General features: G+C 64.2%; 12 protein-coding genes. 4 read left to right on the top strand and 8 right to left on the bottom strand.

All coding sequences use genetic code 11. The annotated features are described in order from the left end of the window. Positions 1 to 6 precede the first annotated feature (6 nt). Together OKW26_RS37630 and OKW26_RS37625 are read right to left on the bottom strand one after the other, a co-directional pair. Positions 7 to 423, bottom strand: a complete 417-nt coding sequence (locus OKW26_RS37630) for a DNA polymerase III subunit chi (protein ID WP_184059659.1) — start codon at positions 421 to 423, stop codon at positions 7 to 9. Between the two features lie 52 nt (positions 424 to 475). Further along, on the bottom strand, positions 476 to 1,987 hold the full coding sequence (locus OKW26_RS37625; protein WP_429356750.1) for a leucyl aminopeptidase: 1,512 nt from the start codon (positions 1,985 to 1,987) through the stop codon (positions 476 to 478). A 138-nt stretch (positions 1,988 to 2,125) separates the two neighbouring features. Here OKW26_RS37625 and lptF point away from each other — a divergent pair, with 138 nt between their 5' ends. The 3 genes from lptF to OKW26_RS37610 are packed head-to-tail and all read left to right on the top strand — an operon-like array spanning position 2,126 to position 4,794. Then, the gene (gene lptF / locus OKW26_RS37620) at positions 2,126 to 3,223 is read left to right on the top strand and encodes an LPS export ABC transporter permease LptF (protein ID WP_184059661.1); all 1,098 of its coding nucleotides are present in this window, start codon (positions 2,126 to 2,128) and stop codon (positions 3,221 to 3,223) included. Between the two features lie 3 nt (positions 3,224 to 3,226). After that, complete coding sequence (lptG, locus tag OKW26_RS37615) at positions 3,227 to 4,375, top strand: LPS export ABC transporter permease LptG (RefSeq protein WP_184065287.1); 1,149 nt, start codon at positions 3,227 to 3,229, stop codon at positions 4,373 to 4,375. Between the two features lie 38 nt (positions 4,376 to 4,413). Beyond that, positions 4,414 to 4,794, top strand: a complete 381-nt coding sequence (locus OKW26_RS37610; protein ID WP_018419678.1) for a sirohydrochlorin chelatase — start codon at positions 4,414 to 4,416, stop codon at positions 4,792 to 4,794. A gap of 57 nt (positions 4,795 to 4,851) precedes the next feature. Here the strand turns inward: OKW26_RS37610 and cobA are convergent, their stop codons facing one another. The 6 genes from cobA to OKW26_RS37580 all read right to left on the bottom strand — a co-directional run bounded on the left by cobA (position 4,852) and on the right by OKW26_RS37580 (position 11,085). After that, a complete protein-coding gene (cobA, locus tag OKW26_RS37605; protein ID WP_184059800.1) occupies positions 4,852 to 5,607 on the bottom strand; it encodes a uroporphyrinogen-III C-methyltransferase in 756 nt (251 codons plus the stop codon). Between the two features lie 86 nt (positions 5,608 to 5,693). Next, a complete protein-coding gene (locus tag OKW26_RS37600; protein WP_429356749.1) occupies positions 5,694 to 7,010 on the bottom strand; it encodes a sulfate adenylyltransferase subunit 1 in 1,317 nt (438 codons plus the stop codon). 24 nt (positions 7,011 to 7,034) lie between these two features. Continuing rightward, the gene (gene cysD / locus OKW26_RS37595) at positions 7,035 to 7,997 is read right to left on the bottom strand and encodes a sulfate adenylyltransferase subunit CysD (RefSeq protein WP_429356748.1); all 963 of its coding nucleotides are present in this window, start codon (positions 7,995 to 7,997) and stop codon (positions 7,035 to 7,037) included. Between the two features lie 101 nt (positions 7,998 to 8,098). After that, positions 8,099 to 8,845, bottom strand: coding sequence for a phosphoadenylyl-sulfate reductase (locus tag OKW26_RS37590; RefSeq protein ID WP_184021006.1), 747 nt, complete (start codon positions 8,843 to 8,845; stop codon positions 8,099 to 8,101). Further along, on the bottom strand, positions 8,842 to 9,384 hold the full coding sequence (locus OKW26_RS37585; protein WP_429356747.1) for a DUF934 domain-containing protein: 543 nt from the start codon (positions 9,382 to 9,384) through the stop codon (positions 8,842 to 8,844). The genes OKW26_RS37590 and OKW26_RS37585 overlap by 4 nt, the downstream gene beginning before the upstream one ends. 21 nt (positions 9,385 to 9,405) lie before the next feature. Then, positions 9,406 to 11,085 (bottom strand): nitrite/sulfite reductase, encoded by a 1,680-nt coding sequence (locus OKW26_RS37580; RefSeq protein WP_429356746.1) that lies wholly within the window; start codon positions 11,083 to 11,085, stop codon positions 9,406 to 9,408. A gap of 225 nt (positions 11,086 to 11,310) precedes the next feature. On the opposite strand from OKW26_RS37580, the gene OKW26_RS37575 reads away from it, so the two are divergent. Beyond that, positions 11,311 to 12,252, top strand: coding sequence for a CysB family HTH-type transcriptional regulator (locus tag OKW26_RS37575; RefSeq protein WP_184059671.1), 942 nt, complete (start codon positions 11,311 to 11,313; stop codon positions 12,250 to 12,252). The last annotated feature ends 9 nt before the right edge of the window (positions 12,253 to 12,261 follow it).

The raw sequence follows: 12,261 nt of genomic DNA, 5'->3' as shown, positions 1-12,261 counted from the left end.
ACCGAACTAGCCGCCTTGCTTGTAGTTGTTCAAAGCATAGCCGCGATCGCGATAGAAGCGATAGCGCTCACGGCCCGCAGCGAGTTCCTCGTGTGCGTTACCGACCACTTCGAGCAATCTATCGAAGCGCGCGAACTGCGCCGGCACCGTTGCGCCCAGATTGAGCAGCACCTGATGATGCGGCACGTCGTCGAGATTCGTGGCCAGCACGACGGGCGTGTCGGCGGCAAGCGGCGTGCCCGCCATGCAGTGCGGCACGAAGTCGAGCGGCGAGAAGGTCCACAGCATTTCGTCGAAGGCGCGCAGGCGCGCGGGCTCGGCCAGCACGACGAGCGGCTGGCCCGCCAGATACGCCTTGCGCACGAGGCGACACGCGTACAGCAGCGAATCGCCGACGTTCGAGTGAAAGTCGATTCTCGTCATCGGCCGCTCCGCCCCGCTTGTCGCGCGCCGTGCGCGCGCTTACCGCACTGCGTCATTGGCCGGCGCGGTCGATCAGGAACTGCCCGAGCAGCGGCACCGGACGGCCCGTCGCGCCCTTCGCGGTGCCGCTCTTCCACGCGGTGCCGGCGATGTCGAGATGCGCCCACGGGTACGAATCCGTGAAACGCGACAGGAAGCACGCGGCCGTCACGCTGCCCGCCGGACGCCCGCCGATATTCGCGACGTCCGCGAAGTTCGACTTCAGCTGGTCCTGGTACTCGTCGTCGAGCGGCAGGCGCCATGCCGGGTCGGCCGCTTCGCGCGACGCGTCGAGCAGTTCGCCCGCGAGCGCGTCGTCCTTCGAGAACAGGCCACTGTTGTGATGGCCGAGCGCGATGATGCAGGCGCCCGTCAGCGTCGCGATGTCGATGACCGCGGCCGGCTTGAAGCGCTCCGCGTAGGTGAGCGCGTCGCACAGAATCAGGCGGCCCTCGGCGTCGGTGTTCAGCACCTCGATCGTGAGGCCCTTCATGCTGGTGACGATGTCGCCCGGCTTGGTGGCCGTGCCCGACGGCATGTTCTCGACGGCCGGAATGATGCCGACCACGTTGATCTTCAGGCCCATCTCGGCGACCGCGCGCAGCGTGCCGAGCACCGAGCCCGCGCCGCACATGTCGTATTTCATCTCGTCCATGCCCTCGCCCGGCTTCAGCGAGATGCCGCCCGTGTCGAACGTGACGCCCTTGCCGACCAGCACGACCGGCGCGGCCTTCGCGGCGGCGCCCTGGTACTGCAGCACGATGAACTGCGCCGGCTCGACCGCGCCCGCGGTGACCGACAGGAACGAGCCCATCTTCAGCGCTTCACACTGTTTCTCGCCGAGCACCTCGACCTTCAGCTTCCAGTCTTTCGCGAGCTTCTTCGCGGTGTTCGCCAGATAGGTCGGCGTGCAGACGTTGCTCGGCAGATTGCCGAGCTCGCGCGTCAGGTCCATGCCGTTGGCGAGCGCGGCGCCCTGCCTGGCGGCGAGCTTGGCGGCCTTCTCGTCACCGGTGTTGATGCTGAACACGATGCGCTTCAACGCGCGCGGCGTGTTCTCCGGCTTGCTCTTCAGTTGCGTGAAGCGGTAGGTCAGCTCGCGCAGCGCGAGGATCGCGGCGCGCACACACCAGTCGGCCGTGCGTTCGAGCACCGGCAGTTGCGCGAGCGTGAACGTGACCTGCACGATCTTCGTGCCGAGCAGCGCGCGCCATGCGGCGCGGACCGCCTCGCCGTAGGCTTTCTGACTGAAAGCGTCCTGTTTGCCGAGCCCGACGAGCAGCACGCGCGACGCGCCGATGCCCGACACCTCGTGCAGGAACAGCGTGGTACCCGCCTTGCCGTCCATGTCGCCTGCCTTGATGACGCGCGTGAGCAGGCCCTTGGTGGCCGCGTCGATCTCCAGCGCGGCGCCCGACAGCGTTTGCGACTCGAACACACCGATCACGATGCAATCGGATTTCCCGGTCAGGAAACCGTTCGTCGAGCCTTTGGTCCAATCACAGGCTTTTATGCTAAAGTCCATCGCGCTTGTCCTCGGATAAAATCTGGGCTTAGGATGAAAGCCGCAATTATCCGCTATTTTTTCCCGCGGCGGCTGCACCGGAGGCGTGACGGGAACGAATCCCCGCGTCGCCGTGAGCGCCCCCTCTCGTCATCAACAATGATCTTTGAACGCTCCCTCCAGCGCGAGCTCGCGTACACGGCTGGCGCCGTGTTCATGGTTCTCCTCACGCTCGTGCTGACGACGATGATGATCCGCATCGTCGGCTTCGCGGCCTCGGGCGAGGTCGACCCGCGCGACGTGCTGGTCCTGATCGGCCTCACCGTGATCGGCTATCTGGCCATCATGCTCGTCGCGACGCTGTTCGTGTCGATCCTGTTCGTGCTCACGCGCTGGTACAAGGACTCCGAGATGGTCGTGTGGCTGTCCTCGGGCGTCAGTCTCACGCAATTCATCAAGCCGATCGGCATTTTCGCCACGCCGATCATCATCCTGATCATGTTCTTCGTGTTCGTCGGCTGGCCGTGGTCGAACCAGCAGAGCAAGCTGATCCGCGCGCGCTTCCAGCAGCGCGACGAAGTCTCGCTGCTCGCGCCGGGGCAGTTCCGCGAATCGCCGACCACGCATCGCGTGTTCTTCATCGAGAAGATGTCGCCCGACCAGGGGCATGTGGAAAACGTGTTCGTGACGAGCACCGAGGGCGGCAAGGTCAACGTCGTGGTGTCGAAGAACGGCCACATCGAGACGCACAAGAACGGCGACCGCTTCGTCGTGCTGGAAAACGGCCGCCGCTACGACGGCGAACCGGGCCGCCCCGATTTCCGCATCATGGAGTTCGAGCGCTACGGCGTGAAGATCCAGAGCCAGCCGGTCGTCAATACGCCGACCACCACCGGCTTGCCGACGCTCACGCTGCTGCGCAATCCCACTAAAGAGAACCTCGCCGAATTCGCGTGGCGCGCGGGTCTTCCGTTGATCGCGATCAACCTGATGCTGCTCGCCATTCCGCTCGCGCACCAGAACCCGCGGCGCAGCCGCACGATCAACCTCGTGATGGCCGTGTTGATCTACCTCACTTATTCGAATCTGCTGAACGTCGTGCAGGCGTGGATCGAGCAGGGCAAGATGTCGTTCGGCGTCGGGCTCGTGATCCTGCACGTGATCGTGCTCGGGATCGTCGCGTTCATCTTCTGGATGCGGGTGCGCAACCGGCCGCTATTTACGCGCGCCATGTTCAGCCGTTCGCAGGGAGCCTGAGCGATGCGCATTTATGAAAGGTATTTCGCGCGTCAGATCTATCTCACGTTCGTGTTCATCCTGTTTGCATTTTCAGGTCTGTTCTTCTTCTTCGACCTGATCAACGAACTGAACTCGGTCGGCCACGGCAACTACAAGTTTCAGTACGCGGTGCTGCGCGTCGCGCTGCAAACGCCGTCGCGTTTCTACGAAATCATTCCGGTCGCGGCGCTGATCAGCGCGATCTACGTGTTCGCGCAGATGGCGGCGAACTCCGAATACACGATCTTCCGCGTATCAGGCCTCGCGACGAATCAGGCGCTGCGCTCGCTGCTGAAGATCGGCATTCCGCTCGTGATCGTCACCTATCTGATCGGCGAAGTGGTCGGCCCGTATACGGATCAGCTCTCCGAGCGCGTGCGGCTCGAGGCGCTCGGCTCGTCGGTGTCGAGCAACTTCCAGTCGGGCGTGTGGGTCAAGGACACGCTGACCGAGCGCGCCGACGGCGAGCAGGTCACGCGCTTCGTCAACGTCGGCGAGCTGAAGCCCGACGCGACGATCAGCAACGTGCGCATCTACGAGTTCGATTCGAAGTTCCGCCTGACGAACATTCGCATCGCGCAGAGCGGCCGCTATCAGCCGCCGGGCCACTGGCTGCTGACCGGCGTGACCGATACGCAACTGCTCGACGTGGCCCCCGCTCCGGGTACGCCGGCAGATGCGCTCAATCCGGTCTATCGCGCGAAGCAGGTCACGCTGCCCGAGTATTCGCTGCGCTCGGAGCTGACGCCGCAGATCCTGTCGGTGCTGCTGGTGTCGCCGGACCGGATGTCGATGTTCAATCTGTTCCGCTATATCCAGCATCTGACCGAAAACCATCAGGACACGCAGCGCTATGAAATCGCGCTGTGGCGCAAGGTGCTGTATCCGTTCGCGGTGTTCGTGATGCTGGTGCTGTCGCTGCCGTTCGCGTATCTGCATACGCGCGCGGGCGTGGTCGGCGTGAAGGTGTTCGGCGGCATCATGCTCGGCATGAGCTTCCAGCTGTTCAACACGCTGTTCTCGCATATCGGCACGCTCAATACGTGGCCCGCGCCGTTGACCGCGGCGACACCTGGGCTCGTCTACCTGGTGCTGGGGCTCGTCGGGTTGAAGTGGGTCGACCGGCACTAACGCCAGTGCGTTGAGGGGCATCGTCAGGAGCTGATGCGATGGCTATGCACGGACTGATTCTGTTTGGCCACGGCGCGCGCGATGCGCGCTGGCGCGAGCCGTTCGAGCGGCTCGCCGACAAGCTGCGCGCCGCGCGCGCGGCGACGGGCGAAGCTCCTGCGGTTACGCTCGCCTTTCTCGAACTGATGGAACCCGACCTGCCGACGGCCGTCGCGCAACTCGTCACGCAAGGCTGCGATGCGATCACCGTGGTGCCGGTGTTCTTCGGGCAAGGCGGTCATGTCCGCAAGGATTTGCCCGCGATCGTCGATCATTGCCGCGCCGCGCATCCCGGTGTCGAGATTCGCTGCGCGGTGGCAGTCGGCGAGGATGATTCGGTGCTGGATGCGCTCGCGCAATATTGCTTGCGGCAGCTCTGATTTTTTCGTTCTGGTTGCTCAGATTCGCCGCTCTCGGGTCGGCCCTGCCGAGGATATTCAGGCCGCGACCAGCATCCCATTCGACGCGCGCTTCGCCTCGGTCTGCCGCGCCGCGAACGCCTCGCCGATCATCAACAGACTCGGCTGCGACGCATCGACCCAGCGCTGCGCTTCGCCGGCCGCAAGATCTTCCAACGTCAGCGTCAGCATGCGTTCGCGCGGCGTGCTGCACGCCTCGACGATCGCCACGGGCGTCGTCGCGGGCTTGCCAGCATCGATCAGTTGCTGGGCGATTTCGACGCCGCTGTCGCGGCCCATGTAGAACACCAGCGAATCGGCGTTGACCTGCTCGCGGATCTCATCGGAACCTGGCGCGCGGCTGAACGTCGCGAGCGCGACGCTGCGCGACACGCCGCGCAGCGTCAGCGAACGCTTCAGCGTGGCCGCGCTCGCCAGCGCGGCGGTGATGCCCGGCACGACTTCATACTCGATGCCCGCGGCTTCGAGCGCGCGCATCTCTTCGTCGGCGCGGCCGAACAGCATCGGATCGCCGCCCTTCAAACGCACGACCACGTCGTGCTCCAAAGCCGCATCGACGATCTGCTTGTTGATGAACTGTTGGGCCGTCGATAGCTGGCCGCAGCGCTTGCCGACCGCAATGCGCTTCGCCCGCGCGGGCGCGTAGTCGAGCATCGCCGGCTCGACCAGCGCGTCGTGCAGCACGACGTCGGCGGCGCCGAGCAGCCGCGCGCCGCGCACCGTAATCAGGTCCGCGGCACCGGGTCCCGCGCCGATCAGATAAACCTTACCCATTGACATCAACCTGTTCGTTGGAGCGTACGCGGCGGCGCGTTGCGTCGCCTGTGTGGCCCATCCGTCCCCTGCTAGCCTTGCCGTGCTCAGGCGGAAAACGCGCGGATCATGCCGGCGGCGACCGTGTGGTTCGTCGCCTCGTCGATCAGCACGAACGCGCCGGTGCCCTGATGCGAGTCGTACGCGTCGCACACGAGCGGCTTCTGCAAGGTCAGCGCGACACGACCGATGTCGTTCATCGCCAGTTCCTTGCGATCGGTCGCCTGCGACAGCGTATGCACGTCGAGCACTTCCCTGATCGCGCCGATCTTCGCGAACACCGTGCTGGTGGTCTGCTTCAGCAGATACTTGCGCTGCGTCGACAGCGGCGCGTCGTCGAACCAGCAGAGGTCCGCTTCGAGCTTCTTCGCCGGCTCCGGCGCCGCTTCGCGCAGCACGAAGGTGTCGCCGCGCGACACGTCGACGTCTTCCGCGAGACGGATCGTCACCGTCTGACCGGCGAACGCACGGTCCACCTGCGCGGTGCCGCCGACCACCGGCGCGATGATCTCGGCCACGGTCGCTTCGCGATTGGCCGGCAACACGACGATCGTGTCGCCGAGCTTCACTTCGCCCGATTCGACCCGGCCCATGTAGCCGCGGAAATCGTCGGCCTGGCTGCCGTCCTGGCGCGCGACCCACTGCACTGGAAAGCGCAGCGCCTCGCCGTTCGCGGTTTCGACCGGCAGCGCTTCGAGCACGTCGAGTAGCGGCTCGCCCGCGTACCACGGCATGCGCTCGCTCGCCGTGACGATGTTGTCGCCCTTCAGCGCCGACACCGGCACGAAGCGCACGTCCTGCAGACCGAGGTGACGCGCGAGCTCGACGTAGGCGTCGCGGATCTCGTTGAAGCGCGCTTCGCTGTAGTCGACGAGGTCCATCTTGTTGATCGCGACGATCACGTGCTGCAGACCGAGCAGCTTGACGATCGCGCTATGACGCTTGGTTTGCGGCAGCAGTTGCGCGACGCCGTTTTCGAACGTCACGCGCGTCGCGTCGACGAGAATGATCGCCGCATGCGCGGTCGACGCGCCCGTCACCATGTTGCGCGTGTACTGCTCATGGCCCGGCGTATCGGCGATGATGAACTTACGCTTGGCGGTGGCGAAGTAGCGGTAGGCGACGTCGATCGTGATGCCCTGCTCGCGCTCGGCTTCGAGGCCGTCGGTCAACAGCGACAGATCGATTTCATCGCCGACGGTGCGCTTGTTCTTCGCGCGCGACAGCGCCGAGAGCTGGTCGCTCAATACCGCCTTGCTGTCGTACAGCAGGCGGCCGATCAGCGTGCTCTTGCCGTCGTCGACGCTGCCCGCGGTGATGAAACGCAGCACGCCGAGGTCTTCTGGTTGATGAATACTGCTCATGGTTGCTTTGCCTTCGTCGTGTGCTTAGAAATAACCCTGCTTCTTGCGCTGCTCCATCGCCGCTTCCGACACCTGGTCGTCCATCCGCGTCGCGCCGCGTTCCGTGATTTCGGTGACAGCCGTCTCGGCGATGATCTTCTCGAGGTCGTCCGCGTCGCTTTCGACCGGGCACGTGCAGCTGATGTCGCCGACCGTGCGGAAACGCACGAGCGCCTGTTCGCTCGTCTCACCTTCGCGCATCGGCGTGAGCGGCGTGACCGGCACGAGCAGGCCGTTGCGGCGCACGATCTCGCGCTGGTGCGCGTAGTAGATCGACGGCAGTTCGAGCTGTTCACGCGCGATGTACTGCCACACGTCGAGCTCGGTCCAGTTCGAGATCGGGAACACGCGCATGTGTTCGCCGTTGTGCAGACGCGCGTTGTACAGGCTCCACAGTTCCGGGCGCTGCGCCTTCGGGTCCCACTGGCCGAATTCGTCACGGAACGAGAAGATGCGCTCTTTCGCGCGGGCCTTTTCCTCGTCGCGGCGCGCGCCGCCGATCATCGCGGTGTAACCGTACTGCTCGATGGTTTCGAGCAGCGTCACCGCCTGCGCGGCATTGCGCGAATCCGTTTCGCGACGCAGACGCACGGTGCCGCGCTTGATCGAATCTTCAACATGGCCGACCACCAGTTCCGCGCCGATCTGTTGCGCGCGACGATCGCGGAAGTCGATCACTTCGTCGTAGTTGTGGCCCGTGTCGATATGCACGAGCGGGAACGGTAGCTGCGTTTTGCGGTTCGCACCGAGGCCGAACGCCTTCAGTGCGAGCGCGAGCACCACGACGGAATCCTTGCCGCCCGAAAACAGCAGCGCCGGCTTGCTGCATTCGGCGACCAGTTCGCGCAGGATGTGAATCGACTCGGCTTCGAGCCAATCGAGGTGATCCATCCGGTTGACCGTGTTGGCAAGTGGAGCGTTGACAGTGGAATCGAGCGTGGTGCTCATAGCGGGTCCTTCGTTAGTTCGCCCGGCAAGCGCTGCTCGCACGGGCGAAAATATTCAGATCGGTTTCGGCGGTAATGCGCCGCAAGCTCGGTAGGCGGCGCTCAGGCCGACGCGTTTTCGTTGCGCTCGACCGCAATCGGAGTAATCGCCGTGATATGCAAGCCGCATTCCTTCGTATCGCGCGACTCCCACCACCAGCGCCCCGCCCGGCTGTCTTCGCCGGGGCGGATCGCACGCGTACACGGCTCGCAGCCGATGCTCGGATAACCGCGCGCATGCAGCGGATTGACCGGCACGTCGAACGCACTAAGATAATCCCAGACTTCGGCTTCGGTCCAGTCCGCGAGTGGATTGAACTTGGCGATGTTGCGCGCGCCGTCGTGCTCTTCCTCGTGCAGCTCGGCACGCGTGACCGATTGCTCGCGACGCTGCCCGGTCACCCAGGCGCTGACCTCGGCAAGCGCGCGATTGAGCGGCTCGACCTTGCGGATCTCGCAGCAGCGCTTGCGCAGCTCGACGCTTTCATAGAATGCGTTCAGGCCGTGCCCGTTCACATACTGCTCGACCGCGGCCGCCTGCGGATGAAACTGCTCGATGTCGTAGCCGTAGCGCTCTTTCACGCGGTCGAGCATGCCGAGCGTTTCCGCATGCAGACGCCCCGTGTTCAGCGAAAAGATGCCGATCTTCACGCCGCGCGACAGGATCGCATGCGTGAGCAGCATGTCTTCGGCCGCGAGGCTGCTCGCGAGCTTCACGTTCGCGTGACGCGCGGCGATCGAGTCGAGCAGCGCGTCGAGACGCTCGACCTTCGCTGCGAGCTCCGGGCTCAACGATTGGGCGGCGCTCATGCCGGGACCTTGGCGGCGCCAGCCTGCGCGGCACGGCGGCGGAACAGCGGCGACGTGTCCACGGCGCCCTGGTACTGCACGCTAAAGTCGTCGAACGCTTTCAACGCGTCGTTGATGTCCTTGTCGGCGCGCAGTGCATACGCGTCGAAGCCGCAGCGGAACATGAACGTGATCTGGTCGCGCAGCACGTCGCCGATCGCGCGCAGTTCGCCCTTGTAGCCATAGCGCTCGCGCAGCAGACGGCCGATGCTGTAGCCACGGCCGTCGCGGAACACCGGGAAGTCCACGGCGATCAGCGCGAGCTTGTCGAAGTCGCCGACGATGTCCGCCGGTTCGTTATCCGGCGCGAGCCATACGCCGATGTCGGCGGCTTGACGCGCGGCCACGAGCGCTTCACGCTCGGCCTGCCACAGCGCCAGCGGCACGATGACCTTGCCGGCCGGCAGTTCGGCCACTGCCGGCAAAGCGCCGTCTTCCGCGGCACGCACGACGCTCCAGTCGTCGTCGACGATCGCGCGGTTCTTGATGATTGAAGCCATCTGTTCAGTATCCTTTCGCGGTTACGCGTGAGCCGGTTGACGCGCGGCGTACACGCGCTCCTTGAACGGCGCGATGCCGATGCGGGTGTACGTATCGATGAAACGCTCGCCTTCCTGGCGGTTTTCCACGAACGTATCGATCACCTTCGTCATCACGTCGGGCATTTCCTCGGCCGAGAACGACGGGCCGATCACACGGCCAAGGTGAGCGCCGGTCGCGCCGGTGCCCTGCTCGCCGCCGAGCGTCACCTGGTACCACTCGGAGCCGTCCTTGTCGACGCCCAGAATGCCGATGTTGCCGACGTGATGGTGACCGCACGCGTTGATGCAGCCCGAGATGTTCAGCGACACGTCGCCGAGGTCGTACACGTAGTCGAGATCGTTGAAACGTTCCTGGATCGCGAGCGCGATCGGAATCGACTTCGCATTCGCGAGCGAGCAGAAGTCACCGCCCGGGCACGAGATGATGTCGGTCAACAAGCCGATGTTCGGCGTCGCGAAACCCTGCGCCCTGGCCTTTTCCCACAGCGCGAACAGGTCGCGCTTCTTGACGTCGGCGAGGATCAGGTTCTGTTCGTGCGACACGCGGACCTTGCCGAACGAGTATTCGTCGGCCCAGTCGGCGACCGCGTCCATCTGCACGTCCGTCGCGTCGCCCGGCGCAACCGTGGTCGGCTTCAGCGACAGCGTGACCGACGCGTAGCCCGACACCTTGTGCGGACGCACGTTACGCTCGACCCAGCGCGCGAACGCGCGGTTTTCCAGCAGATGCTTTTCGAACGACGTATCGGTGTCCGGCAGCTTGTCGTAAGCGGGCGGCGCGAAGTATTGCGTCACGCGATCGACTTCGGCCTGCGTGAGCGTCGACGGGCCGTCCTTCAGGTGCTGCCACTCTTCTTCGACCTGCGCGGCGAACTTCTCCGGCGAGAGCGCCTTCACCAGAATCTTGATACGCGCCTTGTACATGTTGTCGCGGCGGCCGTAGCGGTTGTACACACGCAACACGGCTTCGCTATAGGTCAGCAGGTGCTGCCACGGCAGATCGCGGCGGATCACCGCGCCGACGATCGGCGTGCGGCCCAGACCACCACCGGCGAGGATGTCGGCCACCAGTTCGCCCTGTTCGTTCTTGCGCAGATACACGCCCATGTCGTGGATCTGCACGGCCGCGCGGTCTTCCTTCGAACCCGACACCGCGATCTTGAACTTGCGCGGCAGCCACGCGAATTCGGGGTGGAACGTCGACCATTGACGCAGGATTTCGGCCCACGGACGCGGATCCACGACTTCGTCGGGCGCGACGCCGGCGAATTGATCGGCGGTGATGTTGCGGATGCAGTTGCCCGAGGTCTGAATGCCGTGCATCTGCACGGCGGCGAGCTTGCGCAGAATCTCCGGCGTTTCTTCGAGCTTGATCCAGTTGTACTGGATGTTCGAACGCGTCGAGAAATGGCCGTAGCCGCGGTCGTGTTCGCGCGCGATCTGCGCGAGCACGCGCATCTGGTCGCTGCGCAAGTTGCCGTACGGAATCGCGATGCGGTGCATGTACGCGTGGCGCTGGTAATACAGACCGTTCTGCAGGCGCAGCGGACGGAATTCCTCTTCGCTCAATTCGCCCGACAAGCGGCGGCGAACCTGATCGGCGTACTGCGCGACCCGTTCATCGACGATGGTCTGGTCGTACTGATCGTATTGGTACATTCGGGGGCCCCAATTTTTCGAAACTTGCGTGACACGCGACCGTCCGGATCGGCCGCGGCTTGAATACCGGCTTTGTCAGCTATCGCAAGCGAGCGTTTAGACCCATCGCTCATTTGCTTATAACAAATACAGATATCCATATTGAAAAAGATGGACAGATCGTAATAAACTCGCCTTATATTTCAAACGACTAAAAAATTCTTTTTATATGCGGCGAGGTTATATATGAACCTGCACCAATTCCGCTTCGTCCGCGAGGCTGTGCGGCAGAACTTCAACCTCACCGAAGCGGCCAAGGCGTTGTTTACGAGCCAGCCGGGCGTCTCGAAGGCGATCATCGAGCTGGAGGACGAACTTGGCGTCGAAATCTTTACCCGCCACGGCAAGCGCGTGCGCTCGCTGACCGAGCCGGGCCGCATCATATTGCAATCGGTCGAAAAAATCCTGCAGGAAGTGGAAAGCCTGAGGCGGGTCGGCAAGGACTTCGCGGCGCAGGACCAGGGCAATCTGACGATCGCCGCCACCCACACGCAGGCGCGCTACTCGCTGCCCGCGGCGATCGCGGAGTTCAAGAAGCGCTTTCCGAAGGTTCACCTTTCAATTCTGCAAGGCAGCCCGACCCAGGTCGCCGAAATGGTGCTGCACGACCAGGCCGACCTCGCGATCGCGACCGAGGCGATCTCGAACTACAAGGATCTGGTGTCGCTGCCCTGCTTCCAGTGGCACCACGTCGCGGTGATGCAGCCCGACCATCCGCTGCTCGAGCGCAAGCTGCTGTCGCTCGACGACCTGACCCAGTACCCGCTGATTACGTACGACAACGCGTTCGCCGGCCGCACCAAGATCAACGAAGCGTTCCGCCTGCGCGGGGTGCATCCGGACATCGTGCTCGAGGCGATCGACGCCGACGTGATCAAGACCTACGTCGAGCTAGGCCTCGGCGTCGGCATCATGGCCGACATCGCGTTCAACGCCGAGCGCGACCGCCATTTGCGCGCGATGCCGGTCGGCCATCTGTTCGGCAGCAACGTGACGCGCGTCGCGCTGAAACAGGGCGCGTATCTGCGCAGCTACGTGTACACGCTCGTCGAGCTGCTGTCGCCGAGCCTGAACCGCAAGCTGATCGAGCAGGCGCTGAATGGCGAACACGAAACCTATGAGCTTTGAACCGCGTCC

It is taken from the genome of Paraburkholderia sp. 32, from assembly GCF_050435345.1.
In the GTDB taxonomy this organism is placed as follows: domain Bacteria; phylum Pseudomonadota; class Gammaproteobacteria; order Burkholderiales; family Burkholderiaceae; genus Paraburkholderia; species Paraburkholderia tuberum.
This window is presented reverse-complemented; position numbering and strand designations above follow the sequence as displayed.

Bases quoted from the DNA above. Each gene is read 5' to 3' on its own strand.
- OKW26_RS37610 (WP_018419678.1), top strand. From the start codon at position 4,414: ATGGCTATGCACGGACTGATTCTGTTTGGCCACGGCGCGCGCGATGCG.
- OKW26_RS37630 (WP_184059659.1), bottom strand. From the start codon at position 423: ATGACGAGAATCGACTTTCACTCGAACGTCGGCGATTCGCTGCTGTAC.
- OKW26_RS37590 (WP_184021006.1), bottom strand. From the start codon at position 8,845: ATGAGCGCCGCCCAATCGTTGAGCCCGGAGCTCGCAGCGAAGGTCGAG.
- OKW26_RS37575 (WP_184059671.1), top strand. From the start codon at position 11,311: ATGAACCTGCACCAATTCCGCTTCGTCCGCGAGGCTGTGCGGCAGAAC.
- OKW26_RS37625 (WP_429356750.1), bottom strand. From the start codon at position 1,987: ATGGACTTTAGCATAAAAGCCTGTGATTGGACCAAAGGCTCGACGAAC.
- OKW26_RS37580 (WP_429356746.1), bottom strand. From the start codon at position 11,085: ATGTACCAATACGATCAGTACGACCAGACCATCGTCGATGAACGGGTC.
- OKW26_RS37585 (WP_429356747.1), bottom strand. From the start codon at position 9,384: ATGGCTTCAATCATCAAGAACCGCGCGATCGTCGACGACGACTGGAGC.
- OKW26_RS37600 (WP_429356749.1), bottom strand. From the start codon at position 7,010: ATGAGCAGTATTCATCAACCAGAAGACCTCGGCGTGCTGCGTTTCATC.
- cysD (WP_429356748.1), bottom strand. From the start codon at position 7,997: ATGAGCACCACGCTCGATTCCACTGTCAACGCTCCACTTGCCAACACG.
- cobA (WP_184059800.1), bottom strand. From the start codon at position 5,607: ATGGGTAAGGTTTATCTGATCGGCGCGGGACCCGGTGCCGCGGACCTG.
- lptF (WP_184059661.1), top strand. From the start codon at position 2,126: ATGATCTTTGAACGCTCCCTCCAGCGCGAGCTCGCGTACACGGCTGGC.
- lptG (WP_184065287.1), top strand. From the start codon at position 3,227: ATGCGCATTTATGAAAGGTATTTCGCGCGTCAGATCTATCTCACGTTC.